This window comes from Microbacterium sp. Yaish 1, assembly GCF_002245215.1.
Classification (GTDB): domain Bacteria; phylum Actinomycetota; class Actinomycetes; order Actinomycetales; family Microbacteriaceae; genus Microbacterium.
The window spans coordinates 1052811-1078296 of the sequence record NZ_NPMR01000001.1; the positions used below are offsets into that span (position 1 = coordinate 1052811).

The following is a 25486-nucleotide window of genomic DNA, read 5'->3' on the forward strand; positions in this document are numbered from 1 at the left end:
TTGACGGATCAGCCTCGCTGAGCGTCAGACGCGCCCCGGACCGTCGGACGCAGCCGCACGCGATCGCCGGGGCGAGCCTGCGCGAGCCGGCTCCGCCCCGCCGCGGTCACGACGCCCACGACGGGGTATCCGCCCGTCACGGGCGCATCCGGACCGAACACGACGGGGTGCCCCGCGGGCGGCACCTGGATCGCCCCCGGCACCGTGCCCTCGCTGGCCAGCTCCTCGGCTCGGGAGCGTTCGAGCCGCGGCCCGTCGAGCCGGATGCCGACCCGATCCGCAGCCGCCGAGACCACCCAGGTCTCGCCGGCGAGGAGGCGGATCGATTCGGGGGTGAGCCAGTCGGCGCGCGGACCGAACGTGAACGGGATGTCGAGGGGAACGGCATCCGTGCCCGCGGGCGGCGGACCCCACGGGTGCAGCGGCAGAACGGGCACGGGCCCCGCGACGTCGTCGCCGACCGGGATGACGTCGCCCGCCCGCAGCTGCGCCGGGCCGAGCCCCGAGAGCGTGTCTGTCGAGCGCGACCCGAGCACCGGGGCGACGTCCCAGCCGCCGCGCACCGCCAGGTAAGCCCGCGCTCCGGCGAGGAATCCGCCGAGGTGCAGCTCCGTGCCCGCCGGCCAGACGTGCGGGACGAAGGGGTCGCCGATGCGTCCGTCGATCTCGACCGGCGCCCACGCCCCGGTCACGACCACCGTCAGATCCCGCTCCGCCACGGCCCGGAACCCGCCGACGGCGACCTCGATCGCCGCCGCCCCGTCACGGTTGCCCAGCAGCCGGTTCGCCAGCGCCCACGCGGCGGGATCGGCGGCGCCCGCGGCACCGATGCCGTCGGCAGCGCGCCCCGGCCGGCCGGCATCCTGGAACGTCGCCTGCAGGCCCGGCGCGATGACGCGGATGCCGCGGGCGGGCGCGGGAGTCGCCGAGGCCGTGGGGGTCGTGGGATCCGGAGCCACCCGCGGCGCGGCATCCGATCCGCGCACACGGCTGCGCGACGGGTCGAAACGCACGACGGCACCCGGGACGAGCAGCGCGGGGCGATCGGCGTGCGGGTCGAACAGCGGCGCATCCGTCGTGCCGATGAGCTGCCAGCCTCCCGGGGTCTCGCGCGGGTAGGCCCCCGAGAAGACGCCGGCCAGACCGACCGAGCCGGCGGGGACCCGCGTGCGCGGCGACGCGCGGCGCGGGACGTCGAGGCCCCACCCCGCTCCGACGAGATACCCGAACCCGGGCGCGAAGCCCGTGAACGCGACCGTCCACTCGGTGCCGGCGTGGCGCGCGACCAGCGCCTCGCGACTGGCGCCGAGCGCGGCGGCCAGTTCGTCGAGGTCGGCGCCGTCGTAGCGGATCGGCAGCGTCACCGCGGCGGGGGCGGATGTCGTCGGCGCCGGGCGCGTCGCGGCGGAAGAGATCCACGCACGAGCGGTCGCCAGGGGCAGCACCGCGGCATCGACACGGACGAGCACCGTCGCGGCCGCGGGAACGATGTCGATGACCCCCGGCGGCGGCGCGGCGGCCAGCCGAGCGTGCAGGGCCATCGCCTCGGCCAGGTCGGTCACCTCCACGAGCACCGCGTCGGAGCCCATCGGCAGCATCCTCATGCCGGCATCCCCGGGTCGGCGCCGCATCGGCGCCCGGGTCGCGGCGCACCGACCGGCGCGACAGGTGCGGTCGTCACCACGGCGAGCGCACCTCGATCCCGGCGGCGTCGAGCGCCGACCGCACGGCGCGAGCCATCGCGACGGCACCGGGCGAGTCGCCGTGCACGCACAGCGAGGCCGCCGCGCTGCGGACCGCCTCGCCCGAGACCGCGATCACGACTCCCTCCGTCGCCAGGCGCAGCGCGCGCTCGGCGACCGCGTCCGGATCCTCGAGCAGCGCCCCGGGAGCCCCGCGCGGCACGAGGGATCCGTCTGCCCGGTAGCCGCGGTCGAGGAACGCCTCGAGATGGAACGGCAGCCCGGCATCCGACGCCGCCCCCTCGATCGCCCCGCCGAGACCCAGGATCGGAAGCTCGCGGCCGAGCTCGGCCGACAGGTCGGCGACGGCGGCCGCGACGGCGCGCGCGGTCGCGGCATCCTCGGTCGCGGCGTGATACAGCGCGCCATGCGGCTTGACGTAGCGCACGTCGGCGCCCGCGGCGGCGAGCGCGCGCAGCTGATCGAGCACCTGTGCCCGCAGCTCGTCGGGCTCGACGGCGACCCGCACCCGGCCGAAACCGGCGCGGTCGAGATAGGAAGGGTGGGCGCCGACCGCGACCCGGGCGGCCGCCGCTCCGGCCACGGCCGTGCGCATCGACGCCGCGTCGCCGGCATGACCGCCGCAGGCGATCGACGCGCTCGACACGAGGGCGAACATCGCGGTGTCGTCGGCCGTCGGGAGACCGTCGACCGTCTCGCCCAGATCCGCGTTGAGGTCCATGCGTCAACGCTAGCCCGCGCTCGTCCGGCCGTGCCCCTACGGGGTGGGGTGGGGATGCACGGGCTGGCCGTCGCGGAGCCGAGCAAGGCGCGCCGTGTCGGAGCCGAGCGGGGGCGCGAGGCGGGCCGTGAGCAGGCCAGATGCCGCACGGCATCGTCTCGGTCGCCTCCTCAGGCGGCACAGCCTGTTTTCGGCACAGGTGGCTCGACGTCGCGCACCCGCCGTTTCGCCCCGAGGCCCGCGCTCTCGTTTCCGTCCACATCCCGCCATGCCCTGCCGCCACGCCGCGCCACGCCGCGCCCGTTCTCGTCGTTCTGTGCCGTCGACAGGCTGAGCGCCCGCACAGACCCCGTCGACGGGCTCCCGAAGCCGCTCAGCCTGTCCACGGCACGGCGGCCACCGGTCACCCGACCCGCGGCGCGGCTCAGTCCGGCCGGCTCCCCGTCCCGCCCGCAGGCTGCCCCGTCCCCGCGGGCCTCGTCGGCGGGGTCGGGAGGCCGCTCAGCCTGTCCACGGCACGAGCGCGCCCATCCGCGACACGACGGGCCGGCGTTACGTCGATGTAACGGGTGGGCCCGACACGGTGCGCTGGGCGCCGCGGGCGGGCAGGATGGGCCAATGGCAGACTCCTCCACTCCCCTGCTGCGGGTGAGCGACATGGCCGTCGACTTCCGCACGCTCGAGGGCCCGGTGCACGCGGTCGAAGGCGTCGACCTCGAGATCTCAGCGGGCGAGACGGTCGCGATCGTCGGCGAATCCGGCTCGGGCAAGTCGACGACCGCGATGGCGGTGATCGGACTCCTCCCGGGAAACGGACGCGTCGTGCGCGGCAGCATCCGCCTCGACGGCGAAGAACTCGTAGGCGCACCGGAGAGCACGCTGCGCCGCATCCGCGGCGGGTCGATCGGACTCGTGCCGCAGGACCCGATGTCCAACCTCAACCCCGTCTCGAAGATCGGCACGCAGGTCGCCGAGACCCTGCTCGCGCACGGACTCGCGACCTCGAAGGACGTCGACGCCAAGGTCATCGAGACCCTCGCGGCGGCCGGCCTTCCGGATGCCGCGGAGCGCGCGAAGCAGTACCCGCACGAGTTCTCGGGCGGGATGCGGCAGCGCGCGCTCATCGCGATCGGGCTGGCGTGCAACCCGCGGCTGCTCATCGCCGACGAGCCGACGAGCGCCCTCGATGTGACGGTGCAGAAGACGATCCTCGATCAGCTCGGCCGGATGACGGGCGAGCTGGGCACATCGGTGCTGCTCATCACCCACGACCTCGGCCTCGCCGCCGAGCGGGCCGCCCGCGTCGTCGTCATGCATCGCGGCCGGATCGTCGAGCAGGGCCCGGCCCGCCAGATCCTGGAAGATCCGCAGCAGCCCTACACGCAGGCTCTCGTCAAGGCGGCCCCGTCGGTCGCGGCGGTGCGCCTGCGGCCGGAGGCCTACCGGGCGACGACGCCGCCCACCGCGGTCACCACCCCCGCGGCATCCGGCTCCCCCGCAGCGCAGGCACCGGCCGAGCCGGCACCGCGCGACAACATCGTCGAGATCGAGAACCTCACGAAGCTGTACAAGATCCGCGGACGCAAGGACGACTTCGCCGCCGTCAGCGACGTCTCGCTGTCCATCCCGCGGGGTGAGACGGTCGCGATCGTGGGCGAGTCGGGATCGGGCAAGACGACGACGGCCCGGATGCTGCTGAAGGTGATCGAGCCGACGTCGGGCACGATCCGGTTCGAGGGGCAGGATGTCGCGGGGCTGAAGGGTGCGCAGCTGCGCGAGTTCCGGCAGAAGGTGCAGCCGATCTTCCAGGACCCGTACTCGTCGCTGAACCCCATGTTCACGATCGAGCGGATCATCGCCGAGCCGCTGGAGTTCTACAAGCGCGGCACCGCGAAGGATCGCGCTACCCGCGTGCGGAAGCTGCTCGACGACGTCGCCCTGCCGCAGACGATGCTGCGCCGGTACCCCTCCGAGCTCTCGGGCGGTCAGCGTCAGCGCGTCGCGATCGCGCGTGCCCTCGCGCTGAACCCCGAGCTGATCGTCTGCGACGAGCCGGTGTCGGCGCTGGACGTGCTCGTGCAGGACCAGATCCTCACGCTGCTGCGCGACCTGCAGGGCGAGTACGGGCTGAGCTACCTCTTCATCTCGCACGACCTCGCCGTGGTGCGGCTCATCTCGGACTACGTCTGCGTCATGAAGGACGGCGCCCTCGTCGAGGCTGCGTCGAGCGAGGAGATCTTCACCAACCCGCGCGACCCGTACACGCGGCGGCTGCTGTCGTCGATCCCGGGCAACGAGCTCGACATCGCCTCCTGAGCCGGCGCGTCCTGACGCGCCGCCGGCTCCCAGCCGCGCCCGGCGGCGATACAGCCGTCGGACCGGTGGGGCTGGTGCAGCCGGCGGAGACCGGTGAGGCGACACCAGCCCCACCGGTCCTGCAGGTGTATCGCAGGGCCGGGGCGGCGCGCCGGGTCAGCGGGCCGGGTCAGCGCGCGCGGGTGCGCGGGTCCATGGCCTCGCGCAGCGATTCGCCGAGCAGCGTGAAGCCGAGCGCGGTGATCATGATGCACAGGCCCGGGAGGAACGCGAGCCACGGCGCGATCGCGAGCTCGTTCTGCGCGTAGGTGAGCATGCGGCCCCACTCGGCGGTGGCCGCTCCCCCGCCGCCGAGGCCGAGGAACGACAGCGCCGCGGCGTCGATGACGGCGGTGGCGAGGGTGAGCGTCCCCTGGACGATGACGGGGCCGAGGCTGTTGGGCAGCACGTGGCTCATCGTGATCTTGCCGCGCCCGAGCCCGAGGGTCTGCGCCGAGAGGATGTAGTCGGCGCTGCGCTGCTGCAGCATCGACGCCCGCAGGAGGCGCGCGAAGATCGGCACCTGCGAGGCTCCGATGGCGATCATGATCGCGAGCTGCGACTGACCGAGGATCGCCGCGATCGAGACGGCGAGCAGCAGGTTGGGGACCGACAGGAGGATGTCGACGAACCGCATGACGACCGTGTCGACCCAGCCCCCGAACATGCCGGCGATCAGGCCGAGGAGCATGCCGCCGGCGAGACCGAACGCGGTCGAGATGACGCCGATGAGCAGCGAGGCCCGCGCGCCCCAGATGAGCTTCGACAGGACGTCGCCGCCGAAGCGGTCGAGACCGAGCGGGAAGCCGGCGATCTCGCCGGGACCGGGGATGTGGGTCGGGGTGACCTCCCGCGCGCCGGGGAGGGCCGTCTCGGGGTAGGGCGCGAGCCAGGGCGCGAGGATCGCCACGAGGAGAAAGGCCAGCACGATGGCGGCGCCGATCCAGGCCACCGGGTTGCGGCGCAGGCGCGCGAACACGTCGTGCCAGAATCCACCGCCGGCGCGGGCCTCGAGCACGTCGTGCTCGGCGACGGCGGTGGCGGGTCCGTCGCCGGGGGCGGGCGGGAGCGCGTTGGTGCTCATGAGACCCTCACTCTCGGATCGATCAGGCTGTACGAGACATCGACGATGAGGTTGATGAGCGCGTAGATGACGGCGATGAAGAGGATGAACCCCTGCAGCACCGGGAAGTCGCGGGCGCTGATGGCCCGGGCGAGGAACGATCCGATCCCGGGGAACGCGAACACCGTCTCGGTCAGGATCGCTCCGGCCAGCAGCAGGCCGACCTGGAGGCCGACGGTCGTGGCGACCGGCAGCATGGCGTTGCGCAGGATGAAGCGGCCGCGCAGCGTCCGCCGCGCGATTCCCTTCGCCCGGCCGGTGCGCACGTAGTCGGAGTTCTGCACCTCGAGCACCGAGGCGCGGGTGATGCGCACGATGATCGCGAGCGGAATGGTGCCGAGCGCGAGCGCCGGCAGGATGAGGTGCAGCACGGCATCCCACGCGGCGTCGAACTCCCCCGTGAGCAGGCCGTCGAGCACGTAGAAGTTCGTGTAGTGCGTCGCGTCGATGCGCGGGTCCTGGCGCCCGTCGGAGGGCAGCCAGCCGAGCTGGACGGCGAAGACGTACTTGAGGATGAACGCCAGGAAGAACACCGGGATCGTGACGCCGACGAGGCTCAGCACGACCGCGACGTGATCGCTGATCTTGCCGTGGTGACGCGCGGCGAGGTACCCGAGCGGGATGCCGATGCCGACGGCGAAGATCAGGGCGGCGATCGAGAGCTCGACGGTCGCCGGGAAGCGCCGGAGGAACTCCTCGACGACGGGGCGCCCGGTCTCGATCGACGACCCGAAGTCGCCGGTGAGCAGCCGCCCCATATAGGTGGCGTACTGCTCGAGGATCGGCCGATTGAAGCCGTAGAGCTCGTTGATCCGGGCGATCGCCTCGGGGGTCGCCTTCTCGCCGAGGAGGGCGACGGCGGGACCGCCGGGCAGGGCGCGGACCCAGAGGAAGAGGAGGATGCTGAGCCCGAGGAGCGTGGGGATCAGCAGAAGCAGCCGTTGGCCGATGGTTCGCAGCAACGCGGGGTCTTTCGGTCGAGGAGTGCGGGGCGGGCTCGCGCCCGAGGCGGCGGCCCGCCCCGCGGGGATCAGCGGGTCGTCGTCACTCGGTCAGGACGATGTCCGTGAACACCTCGTCGTTGACCGGGCTGGCCGGGTAGCTCTCGACACGCGGGTCGAACGCGAGCGTCGGGGCGGGGTGGGCCAGCGGAACGCCCGGGATGAACTGGGCGACCTGCTCGTTGATCTGCTCGTAGAGCGCGGTCTGCTCCTCGAGGTTCGGCACGCCGCGCGCGGAGCTGAGCGCCGCGAACAGCTCGGGGTTGTCGAAGCCCCACTCGGCCGAGGGGGCACCGAAGAACACGCCGACGAAGTTGTCGGTGTCGTTGTAGTCGCCGGTCCAGCCGAGCAGGTGGATGCCGTGGTCGGCGGTTCCGGTGATCTTGTCGAGGTAGTCGGGGCTCCAGGCATCCGTCTGCGGCGTCAGCTGCACGCCCACGTCGGTCAGCTGCGTCGAGATGACCGTCGCGATCTGCTCGGGGTCGGGCATGTAGGGGCGCGAGACGTTGACCGGGTAGTTGAAGGTCAGCGTCAGCGGGTTGGCCTCGGTGTAGCCGGCCTCGGCGAGGAGGGCCTTGGCCTTCTCGGGGTCGTAGTCGTAGGTCGTGACGTCGGGGTTGTAGCCGTTGACGGTGTCGGGCATGAACTGCGTCGCGACCTCGGTGCCCTCGGGCAGCACCTGCGAGATGAGGGCCTCCTTGTCGATCGCGTGCGACAGGGCCTCACGCACGCGCACGTCCTGCAGCTCGGGCTGCGCCTGGTTGAAGGCGAGGTAGAGGATCGTGAACGGCGGGCGCGAGACCATCGTGAAGCCGGCCTCTTCGAGGGCGGCGGTGTCGGCGGGGCCGACGAGGTCGTAGCCGTCGATCGATCCGGCCTCGAGGGCCTGACGGCGGGCGGTGGGGTCGTCGATGACGCGGAAGATGATCTTGGTCACCTGACCCGACTCGCCCCAGTAGTCGTCGTAGGCCGAGAGCGTGAGCTCCTCGCCCGGCGACCACTCGTCGAACTTGTACGGGCCGGTGCCCGTCGGGTGTCCGGCGCCGTACTCCGAGAGCGAGGGGGCCTCTTCGGTGCCGCCGATCTCGTCGGCGCCGTACTCCTCGAGCGCGGTGGGGCTCTGCATCGCGAATGCGGGCAGCGAGAGGGCGGGGATGAACCCGGCGAAGGGCTGCTTCAGCGTCACCGTGGCCTCGAGGTCGCCGTCGGCGGTGCACGAGTCGAACACGGCGGTGTCGGGGGTCTCGACGTAGCCGCGGAAGAGCTTGCCGTAGTAGTACGAGAGGGCTTCGCTGGCGGCCAGGCCGGTCCAGTTGTACCAGCGGTCGAAGTTGGCGCACACCGCTTCGGCGTTGAACGGGGTGCCGTCGTGGAAGGTCACGCCCTCCTTCAGCTGGAAGGTGTGGGTCAGCCCGTCGTCGGACGACTCCCAGCTCTCGGCGAGCAGGGGCGCGGGGTCGGCCGTGCCGGGCTCGGTGCCGACGAGTCCTTCGAAGATCTGGCGGGAGACGCGGAAGGTCTCGCCGTCCTGCGCGAAGGCGGGATCGAGGCTGGCGGGGTCGGCGGAGGCGGCGAAGACGAAGGTGCCGTCGACGTCGGTCGCGGCATCGGTCTCGCCGCCACCTCCGCGCTGGCTGGTGCACGCCGAGAGGGCGAGGGCGCCGATGGCGACCGCCGCCAGTCCCGCGAGCGCGCGCTTGCGAGGAGTGGAGAGCATGGGGGTGTCCCTTTCTGAGGTCCGGAGCGGGCCCACCGCGGCGCGCTCCGAGGTAATTGGGTCCGAACCTATACGGGCCGGAGGGTCGAAGTCATTACATCGATGTCTCGATCGTGTTTCGACTGCGCAGACCGGCTCGCCCACGTGCCGACACGGGCCGATAGCGTTGAGGAATGGCACGAGCGCGCGTCGAGGAGTCCGGTCCGCAGACCCGCCTGTCCGATGGCACGATCGCGCGCATCCTGGCGTCCTCGTTCACGTCGGGCTTCGAGCTCGACGTCGACGGCACGCCGCAGTCGCACGTCGACCTCGACGACCCGACGCACCTGCACTTCGAGTACATCGCCCGGATGGCGGCCGTCATCGACCGCCTGCGGATGCCGGGACAGCCGCTCACCGCGGTCCACCTGGGCGCCGGCGCGCTGACGCTCCCGCGGTACATCGCCCACACCCGGCCGGGATCGCGTCAGCAGGTGATCGAGCTCGAGCAGCCCCTCGTCGACCTCGTGCGCGAGGCGCTGCCCCTCCCCCGCGGCGCGCAGGTGCGCGTGCGCATCGGCGATGCCCGCGCTGTCGCCGAGAAGCTTCCTCCCGGGCTCACCGGCGCCGCCGACCTCGTCGTCTCGGACGTGTTCGCGGGGGCGCAGACCCCCGCCCACCTGACGACGGTGGAGTACTACCGCTCCCTCGCGCGGCTGCTCGCCCCGACCGGCGTGCTCCTGGTCAACGTCGCCGACGGCGCGGGCCTCGCGTTCGCCCGCCGGCAGGTCGCCACCGTCCGCGAGGTGCTGCCCGAGGTGCTGCTGCTCGCCGAGGTGCAGCTGCTGAAGGGACGGCGTTTCGGCAACATCGTCATCGCCGCGTCGGCTTCGCCCCTGCCGTCGGAGTGGCTGCCGCGCCTGATGGCCGCCGGGCCGTTCCCGGCCAAGGTCGCGCAGGGCGCCGAGATCGACGAGTTCGCCCGCGGAGCCCGGGTCGCGACCGACGCCGACGCGACCCCGTCGCCCAAGCCGTCGGCATCCGTGTTCGAACGGTGACCGGCGCGGCGGGCGGCTGCATCCGGCGCTTTCGAGGAGACTGGGATCCACCGTTCTCGAATCGCGGAGGTGGATGACGGTGGGCTACATCCTCGGGTACGACCCGGACACGCTGCGGGAGATCGTCGACCCGGAGCAGTGCGCAGAGCGCCTCGCCGAGATCGGCGAGCAGCGCAGCCTGCCCGCGCTCCTCGAGCGCGTCTGGCTGCTGAAGGTGCTCGACCGGCTCGACGAGGCACTCGTCCTCGCGGAGCAGGCGGTGCGGGTGGCCCGCATGGCCGGGACCCGCAAGGACCTGCTGCGCGCCCGCGTGCTGCACGCAACGATCCTGCAGCACCGCGGTGCGTTCGCCGCGGCGATCCAGGAGCTGACGACGTGCGCGGAAGAGGCGGAGGGCCAGAACTGGCCGCTGCTCGCCGCATTCGCCTACCAGCACCGCGGCAAGGTCTCGTACGACGCGGAGGAGTACTCCGACGCCCGCACCGACTTCAAGCGCGCCCTGTTCCTCCGTCAGGAGGGCGGAGCTCCCGAGGACCAGCTCGAGTCGACCCTGCTGGCCGTCGACGCCGCCGAGCGCCGTCGCTCGCGCTCGATCGTCGCCAGCTGAGCGCCGCGTCCCGCTGTCTCACCCCGCGCGTAGCGTCGACCATATGAGTGATCTCGATCGGGTCCGGGTCTGGGCCGAGGCGCTGATCGGAGCGCACCTCGACGGCTCGTGGACGTTCCGGTTCGACAACGCCAAGCGCCGCGCGGGCCAGTGCGACTACACGCGCCGGACCATCAGCGTCTCGCGCTATCTCGCGGCCCGGTTCGACGACGACGAGAACCACCAGACCCTGCTGCACGAGGTCGCCCACGCGATCGCGGGGCCGGCCGCCGGCCACGGCCGCGACTGGCTGCGCACGGCCCGCGAGCTCGGGTACGTCGGCGGCACGACCCATCGCGGCGAGACGGCCGTCGAGCTGGCACCGTGGGTGGGCCACTGCCCCGCCGGCCACGTGGCCTACCGTCACCGGCGCCCCACGCGCGCGGCGTCGTGCCGGATGTGCGCGTCGTCGTACGACGAGCGCTTCCTGTTCCGGTGGGTCCGTCGCGAGATCTCCTCGGCCGACCGGCGGGCCGCCGCGACCCCGCGCTGACCCGCTGCACCAACTCCTCAATTTCGGCGGCCGAGCCGTCGGATCCGGGCGCTTCGGGCTCGAATCTCGCGGATTCTGAGGAGTTGGCGTCAGGCCGCGGTGAAGACGCCGGCGCGGAGCACCGGAGCGACCCCGTCGGCCCCGATCTGCGCGGCGGCGAGCGCGTCGTCGCGCTGGCCGCGCTCGAGCAGCTCCTGCCCCGAACCGCTCGCCGTCAGCAGGTGCCGCACCGCGCCGCCGAGGCCGCGGAACGACTCGCACGCCGCCGCTGCCTCGGGCGAGGTGTGGTCGATGCCGAGCCGGGAGAGCGCGTCGACGACGGCACCCGCGCCGAGCAGATCCTCCACCGCGAACCGCAGCTCCGTCTCGCCCTTCGGGCCGGCGAGCTCACCGGCCGCGATCACGGCGATGCTCGTGCGGGCTCCGCGGCGCTGCTGCTCCGCGAGCACAGCGGCGGCCACCGCGTCGGCGTTGCGCAGACAGCCGAGCAGCACCACCGAGTCGGATGCCGCCCCGGCGATCGCCGCGCCGTTGCGTGAGACCGCATGTGCGGCGTCGTCGAGCGCGACGGTCTCCCCCGCGGCCACCCGGGCCGAGACGGTCGACGAGAAACGCAGCACGTCGACCACGACGACGACATCGGCCGGTGCCACACGGCGAAGACCGGCGATTCCCCAGTCCAGGCGAACCTGGTAGCGGGACTGGTCGAACGGCGAGGATGCGGCGGGCGACGGCATCCGATCAGCCTACGACGGGGCAGACTGGGCTCATGCGCATCCTCCAGAAGCTCGTGCTCGACTGCGACGCCGACGCCGCCTGGCGCGCCCTTCACTCGCCGCGCGCCCTCGCCGAGCTCTACGCGCCGCTCATGGGGCTCGAGCCCCTCGCCGTCGAGGGGATGCCGACCTCGCTCGAGCCCGGAGCCGACGTGCCGGTGCAGCTGTCGGCGTTCGGCGTCCCGGTCGGCCGGCAGCTGATCCACGTGTCGGACCGCGCGGTCGAGGAGCGCAGGCCCGGCGCGACGGACGCGTCGACCGTGCGGATCCTGCGCGACAGCGGCATCCCCCTCACGGGGCCCCTCTCGGTGCTCGACGTGTGGGACCACCAGATGGCGGTCTCGCCCGCACCCGGCGACCCGACCCGGACGCTGTGGCGCGAGCGCCTGGTCATCGGAGGCCTCGCCGCACCGGCGCTGTGGCCGATGCTCTGGGCGACGTGGCAGTGGCGTTCGACACGCCTGCGGCAGGTCGCGCCGTCCTGGGCCTACGACCCCGAGCCCGCCGCCGATCCGGCACCGTGACGGCCGTCGCCGTGCGGCGCGCCGTGCCCGCCGATGCCGCAGCGATCGCGCGCGTGCACGTCCGCGGATGGCATGAGGCTTACACGGGGCGGATGCCGCAGAGCATTCTCGACCGGCTCGATCTCGTCCGTCTGACGCGGGTGCGGCGCGAGCTGCTCGGGCACGAGCAGCGGATCAGCGACCGGGTGCCGCCGGACGCGGCCGGCGCGGAGAACACCGGCCCCCAGCGCACGCATGACCTCGGCCGGACGTGGGTCGCGGTGACGGGCGGGTCGATCGTCGGGTTCGCCGTCAGCGGGTCCTCCCGCGACGTCCCTCCCGTCGCGCCGGTCGAGCTGTACGCGATCTACGTCCTCGCCGCCCACCACGGCACCGGCGCCGGACAGGCCCTGCTGGACGCGGCCCTCGGCGACGAGCGCGCATCGCTGTGGGTCCTCGACGACAACCCGCGCGCCCACGCGTTCTACGCCCGTAACGGGTTCCGCCCCGACGGCGCCGCGAAGGACGACACCAGCTGGGGCGAGAGCATCAGCGAGGTCCGGCTCGTCCGCGGATGACGGGCGAGCCGGACCGGCCGGCGACAGGCGAACGGCCTCACTCCGCGAGCGCCTCCACCGGTGAGACCCGAGTCGCGAGGCGGGTGGGCACGACGGCGGCGACGAGCGTGAGCACGGCGGTGGCGACGACGATCCCGGCGACCGTGAGCCACGGGATGCCCGGCAGGACGAAGTTCGGCGCGAGCCACAGCGGCGGTACCCGCACCGACCCGAGCAGCGACTGCGCCGCGGCCCAGCCGTAGGCGATGCCGAGGAGTAGGCCGAACACGACCGAGGTGATCGTGATGTGCGCCGCCTCGAACAGCACCATCGAGCGGATCTGACGCCCGGTGAGCCCGAGGGCGCGCAGCAGCCCGAGCTCACGGGTTCGCTGCACCACGCCGATCGTGAGCAGGTTGACGAGCCCGACCGCCGCGATCACGGCGGAGACGCCCACGAGGGCCATCATGACCGCGGTGAACGTGTCGAGCAGGCGAGCCATCTCGCCCGATACCTCGCCGCCACCCGAGGCCGCCATGACGCCCTTGACCGACTCGGTGGCCACGGCGAACATCGTCACGAGCGTGACGCCCATGACGACGCCGATCGCCATGCGGCTCGAGCGTTCGGGATAGCGCAGCGCGTTCTCGGCTGCGAGCCGCGCCGATGCCGAACGACCGAAGAGCCGACCGGTCAGGCGGAGCAGCGGCGGCATGACGAGGGCAGCGCCCAGGCTCAGTCCGGTGAACGAGGCGAGCCCGCCGAAGAACGCGACGACGACGCCGAGGGGTGTGACGAAGCCGGCGAGGATGCCGAGGGCGAGCAGCACCGCGCCGACCGCGAAGAGCGACACCGCGGTGACGCGCCGACGCGTGCGACCGGCGGCCTCCTCCGCCGTGCGCGGCGCGGACCCCGCGAGCGCGGCGAGAGGCGTGACCTCGAGCACGCGGCGCGAGCCGGCCCACGCGGCGACCCAGGTCGTCAGCGCGACGACGAGCGCCGGGGCGAGGAGCACCGGCTGGACGATGCTGTACTCGACGTTCAGTCCCCACGCTCGCGCGGCGAGCTCCTGCAGCCCGACGGCCGCGGCGGTTCCGCCGACGAGCCCGATGACAGCGCCGATCGCGCCGACGATGAGGCCCTGCCGCGCGATGCGAGCGCGCTGCGATCGAGCCGACGCCCCGATCAGGCGCATGAGGGCGATCTGACGGGTGCGCCCCGCGACGATCGTGGCGAAGGTGTTGGCCGTCACGATCGCGGCGACGTACATCGCCACCGCGACGAGCAGCACGCTGAGGATCGCGACGACGATGATGATGGTCTCGCCGCCGGAGAGGAACGGATCGGCCATGAGCCACGCACCGATGAGTCCGGTCACCGCGACCAGCAGCACGCCGAACCCGCCGGAGATCGCCGCGACGAGCACCGAGGCCCCCATGCCCCGCTCGCGCAGCCACGCCCACCGCCCGGACGTCGCGGCCGACGGGCCCGGCCCGGGACGCGTCGGCGCCGAGGAGGACGCGGTGCCGGGCACGGTCACCGCGGTCATGCCGACACCTCGGCGGCGAGCATGTGGGCCGAGATCTCCTCGGCGGTCTGCCGGGGCTTGTCGGCGACGATGCGACCGTCGCCGAGGAAGATCACCCGGTCGGCGTGCGAGGCGGCGACGGGATCGTGGGTGACCATCGCGATCGATTGACCGTGTTCGCGGCTCGCGGTGGCGAGGAGGGCGAGCACCTCGCGACCCGAGCGGGAGTCGAGGTTGCCGGTCGGCTCGTCGGCGAAGACGAGGTCGGGCGCCGTCGCGAGCGCTCGGGCGATCGCGACGCGCTGCTGCTGGCCGCCCGACAGCTCGTGCGGACGGTGCCGCAGGCGGGCTCCGAGCCCGAGGGAGTCGACCAGCCCGTCGATGCGCGAGCGCTCGAGCGCCGAGGGCGAGCGCCCGTCGAGCTCGAACGGCAGCGTGATGTTGCCGATGACGTCGAGAGTCGGCACGAGGTTGAACGACTGGAACACGAAGCCGACGCGCCGGCGACGCAGAATCGTGAGATCGAGGTCGGACAGGCCCGAGATCTCGGTGTCGCCGATCCACGCGCGGCCCGACGTCGGCGCGTCGAGTCCCGCCATGATGTGCATCAGGGTCGATTTACCCGAGCCGGAGGGGCCCATGATGGCGGTGAACTCGCCACGACGGATGCCCACGGACACGCCGTCGAGGGCACGGACCCCCGATTCGCCGGCGCCGTAGGTCTTGGAGAGGTTCTGGACCCGGGCGGCGAGGCCGAGGTCGGTCGTCGAGATCTGCATGTCCCCGACGCTACGAACCGGGCTGGACCCCGGCATCGGTCCGTCGTCGCGGGTGCGTACATCTCGCGGATGATCCCGCATCCGCCCGCGTCATCCGCCCCCGCCGGTCAGGCGAGCCCGTGCTCGAACGCGAAGACGACGAGCTGCACGCGGTCGCGCAGGGCGAGCTTGGCGAGGATGCGGCTGATGTGGGTCTTCACCGTCGCCTCGGAGAGGAACTCCCGCTGGGCGATCTCGGCGTTGGAGAGCCCACGGGCGGCCAGTCCGAAGATCTCGCGCTCGCGGTCGGTCAGCTCGGCGAAGGCAGCCGGGACCGGCTTCTGCTCGGGCGCCGAGAAGGTCGCGAAGAGCTCGCGCGTCGCCGAGGCCGCGATCACCGACGACCCGGAGTGCACTGTGCGGATCGCGGCGAGCAGGAACTCGGGGTCGGCGTCCTTGAGCAGGAAGCCGCTCGCCCCCTGGCGGATCGCTCGCGCGGCCGCCTCGTCGAGGTCGAAGGTGGTCAGCATCACGATGCGCGGCGGCGCACCGTCGAAGACCGGGTCGTCGAGCAGCTGGGCGGTCGCGGTGAGGCCGTCCATGACCGGCATCCGGATGTCCATCAGCACGACGTCGGGTCGCGTCGCGCGCACGACGCCGATCGCCTCCGCACCGTCCGAGGCCTCGCCCACGACCTCCAGGTCGGGCTGCGAGGCGACGACCATGCGGATGCCGGCACGGAAGAGCGCCTGATCGTCGACGAGGACGACCCGGATGACGCTCACGCGGGGCCGCCGATGGGCAGGGTCGCCGCCACGACGAAGGCGTCGCCCCGGGGGCCCACCTCGATGCTGCCGCCGATGAGCTGAGCGCGCTCGCGCATGCCGATGAGACCGTGTCCGCCGGTGCGCACCGGGCCGGTCGCCTCGCTCGCCGGCGGGAGGGGGTTGCTCACTCGGACCTCCACGCGGTCGGGCAGCCAGGACAGGGACACATCCACGGTACCGCCCGCGCCGTGCCGGATCGCGTTCGTGAGGGCCTCCTGCAGGATGCGGTACACCGCGATCTGCACGGCCGCGGGCGGCTCGCCCGGCGGGGCGGGGTCGATGTCCACGCGCAGGTCGAGACCCGCGGCTCGCACCTGGGCGTACAGGACCTCGAGCTCCGCGATGGTCGGCTGCGGGCCCTCGCCCTCGCTGTGGCGCAGCTGCGTCAGCAGCATGCGCACGTCGGCGAGGGCGGAGCGGGCGGTCGAGGATATCGTCTGGAGCGACTCGGCAGCGGCATCCGGGTCGGCCGCCGCGGCGTAGCGCGCTCCGTCGGCCTGCGCGATGACGACGGCGAGCGAATGGGCGACGACGTCGTGCATGTCGCGCGCGATGCGGTTGCGCTCGAACTCCGCCGTCGCACGCTCTTCGGCCTGCCGCTGAGCCTCCGCGTTGCCACGCGCACGCAGGCCCACGCGGACGAGCGCCCCCACCGTCCATGCCAGGAGCAGGCCGAAGACCGCCGCGATGAAGAGCATGGAGCCGGTGATGAGGTAGAACATCAGGTCGTCGCCGCCGGCGGTGATCGAGTATGCCGCCGTCGGGATGAGCAAGTACACGGTGATGGCCAGAGCGCCCGCGATCGAGGACGCGAACCCGAGCCAGAAGACCCGGTTCGTGCCGTAGGCCGCGCACGTGTAGAGCACCGCGAAGATCGCGATGTCGACCGGCAGCGGCGGGAGCTGCGCCAGCATCTGCAGAATCGCGCCGACCCACGCGAGCGCCAGGGCGACCGGCGGCGAGAGGCGACGCAGGGCGACCGCCGCGCTGAAGGGGACGACGAGGAGGATCGCGACGAACGCGGACACGCGGTCGTTCGGGATCCCGACGCCCACGACGCCCACCCAGGTGAACAGCAGCATGAGCGCTGCGAACGCGACAGCCACCGAGACGTCGACGGAGAGCTGATAGCGGCGGAGCGGACGGAACACGCTATGACGGTACGCGAGCCCCGGGGGCGCGGCATCCCTCTGGCGATGTATCCGCCGGAGCGCGCTCAGCGCGCGTACACGCGCAGACCGTCGGGGACCGCACGGAGCCGCAGCCGGTAGCCGTCGGCCGGCGTCTCGGTCAGCTCGCCGTCGTGCGCGAGCACCGGCGTCGCGCCGCCCGGCCGCACCGTCAGCTCGATCTCGGAGACGACGGCCCGTTCGAGGTCGGATGCCGGCGGCATGAGCCGCAGCGCGCGCATGACGGCGAGAGTGCGGCGACCGAACGCCAGCGAGGTCACCGCCCGCAGCCGCGTGCCCCGGGCGTGGTGGAGCCGGACATCGAGCACGGGCTCGTCGAGGCTCGCGCGACGCATCATCGCGATACGCCGCGGGTCGTTCCGCCCGAGGCCGGCGAAGACCGACCAGACGACCGCGCGGCGGCCGTCGCGCACGATCGTGATGCGGTGGGCTCCGTGCATCTCGCGCCACGCCGCGACCGCGCCGCCCCACCATTTGCCCAGGCTCGTGCGCTTCTCGCGTTCGGCGAGCATCTCGGGGTAGGCGCCGAGCGACACCGCATTGAGGACGGTGACGGGCTCGCCGTCGTCGACGACCGCCTCGGCGACGACGACGCTGCGCACCGCGCCGGCTGCATACGCGTCGAGGGTGGCCTCGACCGTCTCGAGGCCGGCAGCGCGGGCGAAGTGGTTGAAGGTGCCGCCGGGCAGGACGAGCAACGGCAGGTCATGACGACGCGCGAGGTGCGCGGCACGCGATACCGACCCGTCGCCGCCGAGGACGGCGAGTGCGGTCGGCGCGTCGGCGTCCGACATGGCCGAGGCGACGATCTCGTCCATCGACGACTCGCCCAAGCTCTCGACCCGCGCCTCGGGCAGCCGCCGCCGGATCTCGGGCAGCGGATCGGGTCGGACCACCGACGTGCCCGCGCGGGAGTTCGTGATCAGCAGAACGCCACGCCCGTCGGCGCCCGGCCCGTCGGAGCGCCTGTCGGGCGTGGTGCTGTCGGGCGTGGTGCTGTCGGACGTGGTGCTGTCGGACGTGGGGCTGTCGGCGGGCATGCTGCGACGCTAACCCGGCCCGGACGGCGCTTGCCACGCCTTGACAGTGTGTGCGCGACGGGCGGACGGCGATACAGCCGCCGGACCGCTGGGGCTGGTGTCGCGTGCCAGCGCCGCCGAGGCAACACCAGCCCCGCCGACCCGGCAGGTGTATCGCCACCGCCACCGCCACCGCCACCGCCATCGCCTCAGGCCCGACGGCCGGTTAGGCTGACGCCACCTGACCACCGCTCCCGCGCGGGAGCCGTACCTCGTAGATCGGAGGTTCCCCATGTCCATCGCTCAGACGCACCCCACCCCCGGTGCCACGAAGACGATCATCGGCGAGCCCGAGGTCGTCGAGGACGGCGGCGCGGTCGACGCCCGGAGCCTCGCGCTCGCCGACGGCGTCGAGCACGACCCCGCCTGGATCGCGCTGCGCGACGCCGCGACGGCCCTGCAGCAGCTGCAGGCCGCCGACGGCTCGGTGCCCGATCCCGGGGATCATGAGACGGCGCGGCGCCACGTCGCGGCGATCACCGCCGCGATCGGCCGCCTCGCGCCGCGGTTCCCGCACGACGCGGACTATCTCACCGCGTCGATCCGGGACTTCGAACGATGGGCGCGGTCCGATCATCCGGACGACGCGACGTCGGCGGAGGGGGCATTCGGCGTGCCCGATTTCCTCGATTCGCTCGTTGCGTTCCAGCCGCAGCTCCACCGCGTCGACGGCATCCGCCACCTCGTCGTCTTCCCGATGTACACGCAGAACGGGTCGCGGAACCGTCACGTCGAGGCGCTCCTCGTCGAGACGATCTGGCCCGAGGCGATCGCGCGCCTCGAGACGATGTACCCGAACCGGCTCTTCGTCTCGCTGCGGCTGCTCGACTTCACGGCCGGCTACGACACCGACTCGGCGGTGCTGTTCCCCGAGACCGTCGCGATGCGCGAGATCCCGCCCTTCACGTGGGGCGCGATCTTCCAGGACCGCGAGGCGGCCCGCTACCGCCGCGTCGTGCGAGCCGCTTCCGAGATCACGAAGCTCGACCTGCCCGCCGAGGCGGCCGAGATGCTCGACGACCAGGCGCTCACCGAGCGGGCGTTCGTGATGTGGGACCTCATCCACGACCGCACCCACATGCGGGGGGATCTGCCGTTCGATCCGTTCATGATCAAGCAGCGGATGCCGTTCTTCCTGTACTCCCTCGAAGAGCTGCGGTGCGACCTGACGGCGTTCCGCGAGTGCGTCGCGCTCGACCGGCGACTGAGCGCCGAGGCGGATCTCGACCCTGTCGACGCCGAGCTGCTGCGTCTTTCGCGACTCGTGCAGTACGCCGTGATCTTCGACCGGATCTTCCGGTTCGCGATCACCGGCACGCGCGTCCGCAACTACGACGGGCTCGGTGGCCAGCTGCTGTTCGCTTGGCTGCATCGCCGGGGCGTGCTGCACTGGACCGACACCGCGCTCGCCTTCGAATGGCAGGAGGTGCCGGATGCCGTGGTCGCCCTGGGCGACGCGATCGACCGCCTCTACTGGGAGTCGATCGACCGCCCGAAGACCGCGCACTGGCTCGCGGCGTACGACCTCGTGCGCTCGGTGCTCGAACCCCACCCGGCGTCGGTGTGGGCGCGAGGCCTCCCCGACGAGGTGCTCGCGGGCGCGCCGAAGGGCTACACCGATGCGGTGCTGGACGACGAGTTCCCGCTGTCGATGTTCTACGAGGCGCTCGAGAAGAAGATGCGCGACGTGATCGCCTCCACCCGCGGCATCCGCGGCTGACCCGCGCAACGGACCGAGGCCGCGCCCGAGGCTGAAAGGATGAGGTCATGACCTCCCTGCACGACACCTCGGTGCGCGGCTTCGCGTCCGACAACTACTCCGGCATCCACCCGGAGGTCCTCGCGGCGATCACCGCCGCCAACGACGGCCACCAGACGGCCTACGGCTCGGACGTGTACACCGCCCGGCTGCAGGACCTCGTCGGCGAGCACTTCGGCGCGGGCGCCGAGGCCTTCCCCGTGTTCAACGGCACGGGTGCCAACGTCACGGCGCTGCAGTCGATGCTGCCGCGGTGGGGCGCGGTGATCGCCGCATCGACCGCGCACATCAACGTCGACGAGGGCGGTGCTCCCGAGCGGGTCGGCGGGATCAAGATCCTCAACGTCCCCACCGACGACGGCAAGCTCACCCCCGACCTCATCGACCGCGAGGCCTGGGGCTGGGGCGACGAGCACCGCGCTCAGCCGCTCGTCGTGTCGATCACCCAGTCGACCGAGCTCGGAACGCTCTACACGCCCGACGAGCTGCGGACGATCGCCGACCACGTGCACGAGCGCGGGATGCGGCTGCACATGGACGGCGCGCGCATCGCCAACGCCGCCGCGGCCCTCGACCTGCCGCTGCGCGCCATCACGCGCGACGTCGGCGTCGACGTGCTGAGCTTCGGCGGCACGAAGAACGGCGCGATGCTCGGCGAGGCGATCGTCGTGCTCGACCCCGCGGCATCCGAGGGGCTCACCTACCTGCGCAAGCTCAACATGCAGCTGTCGTCGAAGATGCGCTTCGTCTCGGCGCAGCTCGTCGCACTGCTCGAGAACGACCTGTGGCGCCGCAACGCCGAGCACGCGAACGGGATGGCGCAGCGCCTGCGATCGGCGGTCGAGGCGGGCATCGCCGACGGCTCGGTGCGGGGCGTGGAGTTCACGCAGCCGACGCAGGCCAACGGCGTCTTCGCGGTGCTGCCCGAGGGCGTCGCCGACCGGCTGCGCGCGTCGTTCCGCTTCTACGATTGGGGCCCCGCCGACGGAGGCTCGGAGGATCGCGCCAGCGATGCTTCGAGCCTCCGTCGGGAGGACGAGGCCCGGCGTGAAGTGCGGTGGATGTGCTCGTTCGACACGTCGGCATCCGACGTCGATGCGTTCGTCGCCGAGCTCGCGCGCCTGACGACCGACTGACCACCTCCCGCGGCCGCCGCATCCGCCCCACGGGCACCTGGCGGCTCTCGAGGCCCCGCCGCGTCTCGAGGATGCCGATTTCAACGAGGAGTTCAAGCACGAGTTTGCGACCGTCGATGACGTCAAGATGCCCTACGTCACCGGTGGCGAAGGTCCACCATTGGTTCTGATTCACGGGTGGCCGCAGACCTGGTTCGAATGGCGAGACATCGTGCCCACTCTCGCGGAGCACCGCACCGTGTACGCCATCGACCCTCCCGGCCTTGACGACAGCGAAGGATCCCCCCGCAGCTTCGACAAGAAGACCATTGCCCAGTATGTGGACGCCTCACTGGAGGATCGCCTGCAATCAGGCGGACAACGACGTCGCCACCATCGTCAACTCGCCCACGAAACGGGCCACGGCGGCCGGCTCTCTCGCCCACACCGAGCCGACACTCGCCCCTCTGTTGGACAACCTCCAGGAGAGGGTCGAGATCCCCGACTCCGGACACTGGTTGCCCGAAGAGAACCCCGCCGCGCTCGTCCGGGAGGTCCTGGACGTCATCCTCGACTGACCGACAACCGGAGACGTCAGGTCAACACCCGAAGGGGTGGCGCGGTTCTGGTGGAGATAGGTGTCGAGCGGCGATCGGCCGGGTACGCGCCCCCGGGTGGTGCGCAACCGGTTCTCACAAGAACCTGTATAGGCGTTATCTGGGTCCATCGGGAACGGCTGAACCGCGTAGCAGGACCGTTGCCGTGACGAGTTGCCAGGCAAGGAATGTGTACACGGATGCCCGTTCCCAGATCCCGTCGGGAAGGAGAAAGTGGACCATGAGCAGGGCGGCGCTGGCAAAGCCGAGCGCGCCGAGAATCGATCCGGTCCGACGAATCACCCGAGACATGCGGAGGCTTCTGCCTGCGATGATCGCCACGAGGTTGCCGCTCGCGATCGCGAGGAACGCGCCTACTACGTGCCAGACGATCAGTCCGTTATGCACGTAGGCTTCGGCCCCAGGCACGACACCGACCAGGACGATGCCCACAGTGTGGAGGGCTCCGAAAATGATCAGGAGTGTGACGCTGGCCGTGCGGTGCAGGCGCGGCAGGAGGAGGACGAGCCCGAGAAGGAACAAGATGCCTTCACCAATGAACCCGGCGTTCATCACGGCATGGAGGGGCGAATTGAGAACACGTCCATCAAGGATGCCCTTGTCAGGCACGCCGAGGTCGCTGATGTAGTTGGTGGCGTAGCTGTACCCCGGGAAGGCGGTGGCCGCGATCGCTTCACACAGCAGGTACCACAACGGACCGAGCATCCAGAGCAGCCCTGTGCTCGCCCATGGGCCCATCGAACGATTCGTTCCCGTCATGCGTTTCCCTCACTGGTGGCTTTCAACGATTCTCGTCCTGTTTTCGCGGACCCGGCCGCGTTGGCTTGGTGTGCATCGTCGGAGTGTTCGCGTTCCGGCGGCGAGGGCATGAAGACGTCGACGAGGCCGAGGAGAGCGCTCGCGCCTCCCGGGAGGGAGAAGTCTGAGTTGGTGAGGGTTTCGGCAACGAGCGCGTCGACGGCTCCGCCGAACATGATCGCGTGTGCCTCGGCATTGACCTGGGGGTCGTATTGGCCGGCGGTCTGGGCTTTAGCGATGAGGTCGGCGAGGGGGCGCCATCGGGCCTGAGTGTCGGTGTGCTCGGTAATTCCGATGTCGGGGTCGGTGAACGACTCCGACATGACGCGGACGTGTTGTGGGTGCTCGGCGAGGTAGTCGAGTTGCGAGGTGAGGTAGGCCTTGAGCGCTGCGCCGGGCGTAGGGGCTGCTTCGATGCGGGCGCGCATATGGGCGATGAGGCCGGTTCGGACGACTTCGTACGCCGCCCGGAAAACGTCCTTCTTCGTCGGGTAGTGGTACAGCACGGCCGCTTTCGTGATCGATGCGGCATCAGCGATGTTCTGTAACGATGTTCTGGCGGCTCCGTTCTCGGCGATCAGGGCGATGGTGACGCTGATGAGTTGCTCACGACGCGCCCGTTCGGCGAACGTCAACTCTCGACCCGCGGGCCGAGGTCGCGTCGTCCTAGGCAGGGCGGTTTCGCCCGCGGTGCTGGGCATCGTCATGCGTCCTTTCGGGTGAAGCGCCAGAGGGCGATTCCGTAGCCGACCAGAAGCCACACGATGAGTGTGATACCTCCGGCTAGCGGGCCGATGTCCTCGGCGCCGGAGGCGATGCCGGAGATGCTGTGCAGGCCAGCGAGGGGCGTCACAGGGGTGAGGACCTGGCTGACCTCAGCCCCGAACCATCCTATGATGGCAGCGATAACGAGAACGGTGATGGGCCCGAGGATACCTGCGGCGGTCTTTCGGAACACGAGAGCAAAGAAGGCGCCGAGCAGCCCGTAGAACACGGGCATGAGGATGCTTCCTGCCAGCATGCGCGGCCCCGATCCGCCGAGGATGTCGACAAAACTGCGGCCCGTGCCAGCGACGGCGGTGCCGGCTACTGCCCCGACGAGGATGACCCCAGCGATCCCGATCACGGCGGCGACGCTGGCGACCGCAATGGTCTTCGCGGTGAGGAGCCTGGTGCGGTCGGGGGTGACCGTGATGCTGTACTGAATGAGGCCGGTGGAGTACTCGGTGCCGACAGCGACCGCGGCGAACACGATCGCAGCGATCGTGGCCGCGTCGATGCCGAGCAGGCTCGCCGTCAGTACCTCTCCGGTCGCCGTGCCATCGAGAGTCTTACCTTGAGTGACTGGAAGGCTGATGCAGAACACGATCGCAGCCAATGGCGCGAGCAACACGGCAATCCCGATCAGCCACCGTTGAGGGCGTTGACTGAGGATCTTCTCGAGCTCCGCCCTCACGAGATCGACGAACGACGCCCGGGCTGGCTCGTATCGGCTGACGTCTTGGGCGGGAGCGGTCGTGGCGGTCATGGTGTCGTTCCCTTCGTGGTCCGGCGGTCTTGGTTGTGGGTAAGCGTGAGGAACGCTGTCTCAAGACTCGCTCCGGTGGGAGCGAGCTCACGAAGGGTCACATCGAGCGACCAGGCGATCCGGTTGATCTCGGCGGGGTCAACTCCGGTGACGGTGAATCTGTCCGGGGAGTCATCCGCGTTCTCGATGTTTCCGCCTCGCTTAGTGAGGGCGTCGATGATCTGGGCGGCGCCGACGCCGTCGACGCGGATGGTGCCGCTGGTTCTGGCGGCGAGTTCGGCGACGCTGACATCGGCAATCAGGCGCCCCCGGGCGATGACGACGACGTGGTCGGCGGTGGCCTGCATCTCGTTCATCAGGTGACTGGACAGCAGCACCGTGCCGCCGGTCTCAGCGAATTCCTTCAACAGGTGTCGTAGCCAGACGATGCCTTCCGGGTCCAATCCGTTAAGGGGCTCATCCAGGATGAGAACCCGGGGGTCGCAGAGCAGCGCCCCGGCAAGACCTAGGCGTTGACGCATTCCGAGCGAGAGGCCGCCAGCAGGCTGGTCGGCAGCATCGGCGATTCCCACCCGGTCCAGAACGGGGCCGATGCGGGAGGCGGGGACGGCTGAGGATCGTGCGATCCAGGACAGGTGCGCGCGGGCGGTGCGTCCGGGATGAATTGCCGATGCATCCAATAGCGATCCGAGAAGCCTGGTGGGACTGGGCCACTGGGCGTAGGGGCGGCCCCCGATCAGCGCGCGTCCGTTGCTGGGGCGGTCCAGCCCGAGGATCATCCGCATCGTCGTTGATTTGCCGGCTCCGTTCGGTCCGAGGAATCCAGTGACCGTACCTGGATGCACGGTGAACGTCAGGTCATCAACGACGGTGGTCGCACCGTAGCTTTTGGACAGGTGCTCGATCTGGATCGCGGGCACAATGGCGCAGTCGCCGTTCCCGAGGCTGGAGGAGGAGGGCGTCGTGTCGGTCATGGTCAGAACCCTTGCGATCCGTTGTTCGCGTGCACCGTGGAGATGACCGCATTACGCACCGCGGCGTTCGCCTGCGTGATGACCTTCCGCAGCGCCTCCGACGCCCACTCGCCTTCGGTGATCGACTTCACGGCAGATTTCGGAGTCCCCGGGAACACCTTCTTCAATACCCCGGTGGCGTCGCACAAACCGACCAACGAAGCATCCCAATCCGTGGCGGTTCTGCGGTCGGCAAGGACGTCGGAAACGCGAGCCGCCAGGTCATCGAGCGCAGCCTGGTTCGGCGCATAGCGGGCGACAGGGATGAAACCCAGCACCGCGTCCTCCTCGGCCGTCGCGAGGCCGCTGCGCACTGCATGGCCCGCGACCCGGCCCTCGACGTCAGAGCTTCGAAACTTCCGCACCCAGTGTTCCGCCGACCGAGGCCGCGCTTCGGACCGGACGATCGCGTCGAATTCGCCCGGCAGCCCGGGCAGCACCACCCCCGCGTCATCCGGCACGACCTTCGCATCAGCCAAAGAAACTCGGCGATGCACAACGAGATCCGTCAACACGGCCCCACCCAGACCGATCGTCAAAAACTTGCGTTGGACGACCCGTTTTCCATCCGGCCGGTGGGCCAAGACGAAGAGTGAGTCTGCGAGCCGAACGTGCCAGTAGTCCAAGATCGTCACTTTCTGT

25 protein-coding genes and 1 pseudogene are annotated in these 25486 nt (G+C 71.2%); 10 read left to right on the top strand and 16 right to left on the bottom strand.

Annotated features, from left to right (window positions below):
* Window positions 1–8: 8 nt before the first annotated feature.
* Window positions 9–1604: an urea amidolyase family protein gene (locus CI089_RS04970; protein ID WP_094260507.1), complete on the bottom strand. Its 1596-nt coding sequence runs from the start codon at window positions 1602–1604 to the stop codon at window positions 9–11.
* A gap of 73 nt (window positions 1605–1677) precedes the next feature.
* Window positions 1678–2424, bottom strand: a complete 747-nt coding sequence (gene pxpA, locus CI089_RS04975) for a 5-oxoprolinase subunit PxpA (RefSeq protein ID WP_094260508.1) — start codon at window positions 2422–2424, stop codon at window positions 1678–1680.
* 618 nt (window positions 2425–3042) lie between these two features.
* On the opposite strand from pxpA, the gene CI089_RS04980 reads away from it, so the two are divergent.
* On the top strand, window positions 3043–4740 hold the full coding sequence (locus tag CI089_RS04980) for an ABC transporter ATP-binding protein (RefSeq protein ID WP_094260509.1): 1698 nt from the start codon (window positions 3043–3045) through the stop codon (window positions 4738–4740).
* Window positions 4741–4909: 169 nt separating this feature from the next.
* Here the strand turns inward: CI089_RS04980 and CI089_RS04985 are convergent, their stop codons facing one another.
* The 3 genes from CI089_RS04985 to CI089_RS04995 all read right to left on the bottom strand — a co-directional run bounded on the left by CI089_RS04985 (window position 4910) and on the right by CI089_RS04995 (window position 8620).
* Window positions 4910–5863: an ABC transporter permease gene (locus tag CI089_RS04985; RefSeq protein ID WP_094260510.1), complete on the bottom strand. Its 954-nt coding sequence runs from the start codon at window positions 5861–5863 to the stop codon at window positions 4910–4912.
* Complete coding sequence (locus tag CI089_RS04990) at window positions 5860–6864, bottom strand: ABC transporter permease (protein ID WP_094260511.1); 1005 nt, start codon at window positions 6862–6864, stop codon at window positions 5860–5862. Before CI089_RS04990 ends, CI089_RS04985 begins: the two co-directional genes overlap by 4 nt.
* A gap of 82 nt (window positions 6865–6946) precedes the next feature.
* Window positions 6947–8620 (bottom strand): ABC transporter substrate-binding protein, encoded by a 1674-nt coding sequence (locus tag CI089_RS04995; protein WP_094260512.1) that lies wholly within the window; start codon window positions 8618–8620, stop codon window positions 6947–6949.
* 173 nt (window positions 8621–8793) lie between these two features.
* On the opposite strand from CI089_RS04995, the gene CI089_RS05000 reads away from it, so the two are divergent.
* The 3 genes from CI089_RS05000 (at window position 8794) to CI089_RS05010 (ending at window position 10796) form a co-directional block, all read left to right on the top strand.
* Window positions 8794–9657 (top strand): spermidine synthase, encoded by an 864-nt coding sequence (locus CI089_RS05000; RefSeq protein WP_094260513.1) that lies wholly within the window; start codon window positions 8794–8796, stop codon window positions 9655–9657.
* A 79-nt stretch (window positions 9658–9736) separates the two neighbouring features.
* A complete protein-coding gene (locus CI089_RS05005) occupies window positions 9737–10264 on the top strand; it encodes a hypothetical protein (protein WP_094261243.1) in 528 nt (175 codons plus the stop codon).
* A 43-nt stretch (window positions 10265–10307) separates the two neighbouring features.
* Window positions 10308–10796: a SprT-like domain-containing protein gene (locus CI089_RS05010; RefSeq protein ID WP_094260514.1), complete on the top strand. Its 489-nt coding sequence runs from the start codon at window positions 10308–10310 to the stop codon at window positions 10794–10796.
* A gap of 89 nt (window positions 10797–10885) precedes the next feature.
* On the opposite strand, the gene CI089_RS05015 is transcribed toward CI089_RS05010, so the two are convergent.
* Window positions 10886–11533, bottom strand: coding sequence for a 2-phosphosulfolactate phosphatase (locus CI089_RS05015; protein WP_094260515.1), 648 nt, complete (start codon window positions 11531–11533; stop codon window positions 10886–10888).
* A gap of 32 nt (window positions 11534–11565) precedes the next feature.
* Between CI089_RS05015 and CI089_RS05020 the strand changes: the two genes are divergently transcribed.
* Window positions 11566–12096 (top strand): hypothetical protein, encoded by a 531-nt coding sequence (locus CI089_RS05020; RefSeq protein ID WP_094260516.1) that lies wholly within the window; start codon window positions 11566–11568, stop codon window positions 12094–12096.
* Window positions 12093–12653 carry a GNAT family N-acetyltransferase gene (locus CI089_RS05025; protein WP_256977513.1) on the top strand — a complete coding sequence of 187 codons (561 nt, stop codon included), beginning with the start codon at window positions 12093–12095 and terminating at the stop codon, window positions 12651–12653. The genes CI089_RS05020 and CI089_RS05025 overlap by 4 nt, the downstream gene beginning before the upstream one ends.
* A 37-nt stretch (window positions 12654–12690) precedes the next feature.
* On the opposite strand, the gene CI089_RS05030 is transcribed toward CI089_RS05025, so the two are convergent.
* From CI089_RS05030 to CI089_RS05050, 5 genes are all read right to left on the bottom strand, one after another.
* Complete coding sequence (locus tag CI089_RS05030) at window positions 12691–14070, bottom strand: ABC transporter permease (RefSeq protein WP_094261245.1); 1380 nt, start codon at window positions 14068–14070, stop codon at window positions 12691–12693.
* Window positions 14071–14177: 107 nt separating this feature from the next.
* Window positions 14178–14939, bottom strand: coding sequence for an ABC transporter ATP-binding protein (locus CI089_RS05035; RefSeq protein ID WP_094260517.1), 762 nt, complete (start codon window positions 14937–14939; stop codon window positions 14178–14180).
* A 107-nt stretch (window positions 14940–15046) separates the two neighbouring features.
* Entirely contained in the window at window positions 15047–15703 is a 657-nt protein-coding gene (locus tag CI089_RS05040) for a response regulator (RefSeq protein WP_023953977.1), read from the bottom strand.
* On the bottom strand, window positions 15700–16896 hold the full coding sequence (locus CI089_RS05045) for a sensor histidine kinase (protein ID WP_094260518.1): 1197 nt from the start codon (window positions 16894–16896) through the stop codon (window positions 15700–15702). Before CI089_RS05045 ends, CI089_RS05040 begins: the two co-directional genes overlap by 4 nt.
* Window positions 16897–16961: 65 nt before the next feature.
* Entirely contained in the window at window positions 16962–17975 is a 1014-nt protein-coding gene (locus CI089_RS05050) for a diacylglycerol/lipid kinase family protein (RefSeq protein WP_094260519.1), read from the bottom strand.
* Between the two features lie 271 nt (window positions 17976–18246).
* Here CI089_RS05050 and CI089_RS05055 point away from each other — a divergent pair, with 271 nt between their 5' ends.
* From CI089_RS05055 to CI089_RS16555, 4 genes and pseudogenes are all read left to right on the top strand, one after another.
* On the top strand, window positions 18247–19734 hold the full coding sequence (locus CI089_RS05055; RefSeq protein ID WP_094260520.1) for a DUF6421 family protein: 1488 nt from the start codon (window positions 18247–18249) through the stop codon (window positions 19732–19734).
* A gap of 47 nt (window positions 19735–19781) precedes the next feature.
* Window positions 19782–20909: a threonine aldolase family protein gene (locus CI089_RS05060; protein ID WP_094260521.1), complete on the top strand. Its 1128-nt coding sequence runs from the start codon at window positions 19782–19784 to the stop codon at window positions 20907–20909.
* Window positions 20910–21036: 127 nt separating this feature from the next.
* Window positions 21037–21186, top strand: a pseudogene (locus CI089_RS16735) (alpha/beta fold hydrolase); the annotation flags it as partial.
* A 40-nt stretch (window positions 21187–21226) separates the two neighbouring features.
* Window positions 21227–21466 carry an alpha/beta fold hydrolase gene (locus CI089_RS16555; protein WP_256977517.1) on the top strand — a complete coding sequence of 80 codons (240 nt, stop codon included), beginning with the start codon at window positions 21227–21229 and terminating at the stop codon, window positions 21464–21466.
* Window positions 21467–21601: 135 nt separating this feature from the next.
* Here CI089_RS16555 and CI089_RS05070 read toward each other — a convergent pair whose 3' ends face one another.
* The 5 genes from CI089_RS05070 to CI089_RS05090 all read right to left on the bottom strand — a co-directional run bounded on the left by CI089_RS05070 (window position 21602) and on the right by CI089_RS05090 (window position 25479).
* The gene (locus CI089_RS05070) at window positions 21602–22264 is read right to left on the bottom strand and encodes a DUF998 domain-containing protein (protein WP_094260523.1); all 663 of its coding nucleotides are present in this window, start codon (window positions 22262–22264) and stop codon (window positions 21602–21604) included.
* The gene (locus CI089_RS05075) at window positions 22261–22938 is read right to left on the bottom strand and encodes a TetR/AcrR family transcriptional regulator (protein WP_179223229.1); all 678 of its coding nucleotides are present in this window, start codon (window positions 22936–22938) and stop codon (window positions 22261–22263) included. Before CI089_RS05075 ends, CI089_RS05070 begins: the two co-directional genes overlap by 4 nt.
* 68 nt (window positions 22939–23006) lie before the next feature.
* Complete coding sequence (locus CI089_RS05080; RefSeq protein ID WP_094260525.1) at window positions 23007–23831, bottom strand: hypothetical protein; 825 nt, start codon at window positions 23829–23831, stop codon at window positions 23007–23009.
* Window positions 23828–24805 carry an ABC transporter ATP-binding protein gene (locus CI089_RS05085; RefSeq protein ID WP_094260526.1) on the bottom strand — a complete coding sequence of 326 codons (978 nt, stop codon included), beginning with the start codon at window positions 24803–24805 and terminating at the stop codon, window positions 23828–23830. The genes CI089_RS05080 and CI089_RS05085 overlap by 4 nt, the downstream gene beginning before the upstream one ends.
* A gap of 2 nt (window positions 24806–24807) precedes the next feature.
* Window positions 24808–25479 carry a GOLPH3/VPS74 family protein gene (locus CI089_RS05090; RefSeq protein WP_179223230.1) on the bottom strand — a complete coding sequence of 224 codons (672 nt, stop codon included), beginning with the start codon at window positions 25477–25479 and terminating at the stop codon, window positions 24808–24810.
* Window positions 25480–25486: the final 7 nt, after the last annotated feature.

Coding starts and splice junctions, on each gene's coding strand:
- CI089_RS04970 (WP_094260507.1), bottom strand. CDS start 1,604: ATGAGGATGCTGCCGATGGGCTCCGACGCGGTGCTCGTGGAGGTGACC.
- pxpA (WP_094260508.1), bottom strand. CDS start 2,424: ATGGACCTCAACGCGGATCTGGGCGAGACGGTCGACGGTCTCCCGACG.
- CI089_RS04980 (WP_094260509.1), top strand. CDS start 3,043: ATGGCAGACTCCTCCACTCCCCTGCTGCGGGTGAGCGACATGGCCGTC.
- CI089_RS04985 (WP_094260510.1), bottom strand. CDS start 5,863: ATGAGCACCAACGCGCTCCCGCCCGCCCCCGGCGACGGACCCGCCACC.
- CI089_RS04995 (WP_094260512.1), bottom strand. CDS start 8,620: ATGCTCTCCACTCCTCGCAAGCGCGCGCTCGCGGGACTGGCGGCGGTC.
- CI089_RS05000 (WP_094260513.1), top strand. CDS start 8,794: ATGGCACGAGCGCGCGTCGAGGAGTCCGGTCCGCAGACCCGCCTGTCC.
- CI089_RS05010 (WP_094260514.1), top strand. CDS start 10,308: ATGAGTGATCTCGATCGGGTCCGGGTCTGGGCCGAGGCGCTGATCGGA.
- CI089_RS05015 (WP_094260515.1), bottom strand. CDS start 11,533: ATGCCGTCGCCCGCCGCATCCTCGCCGTTCGACCAGTCCCGCTACCAG.
- CI089_RS05020 (WP_094260516.1), top strand. CDS start 11,566: ATGCGCATCCTCCAGAAGCTCGTGCTCGACTGCGACGCCGACGCCGCC.
- CI089_RS05030 (WP_094261245.1), bottom strand. CDS start 14,070: ATGGGGGCCTCGGTGCTCGTCGCGGCGATCTCCGGCGGGTTCGGCGTG.
- CI089_RS05035 (WP_094260517.1), bottom strand. CDS start 14,939: ATGCAGATCTCGACGACCGACCTCGGCCTCGCCGCCCGGGTCCAGAAC.
- CI089_RS05050 (WP_094260519.1), bottom strand. CDS start 17,975: ATGCCCGCCGACAGCCCCACGTCCGACAGCACCACGTCCGACAGCACC.
- CI089_RS05055 (WP_094260520.1), top strand. CDS start 18,247: ATGTCCATCGCTCAGACGCACCCCACCCCCGGTGCCACGAAGACGATC.
- CI089_RS05060 (WP_094260521.1), top strand. CDS start 19,782: ATGACCTCCCTGCACGACACCTCGGTGCGCGGCTTCGCGTCCGACAAC.
- CI089_RS16555 (WP_256977517.1), top strand. CDS start 21,227: ATGTGGACGCCTCACTGGAGGATCGCCTGCAATCAGGCGGACAACGAC.
- CI089_RS05070 (WP_094260523.1), bottom strand. CDS start 22,264: ATGACGGGAACGAATCGTTCGATGGGCCCATGGGCGAGCACAGGGCTG.
- CI089_RS05080 (WP_094260525.1), bottom strand. CDS start 23,831: ATGACCGCCACGACCGCTCCCGCCCAAGACGTCAGCCGATACGAGCCA.
- CI089_RS05085 (WP_094260526.1), bottom strand. CDS start 24,805: ATGACCGACACGACGCCCTCCTCCTCCAGCCTCGGGAACGGCGACTGC.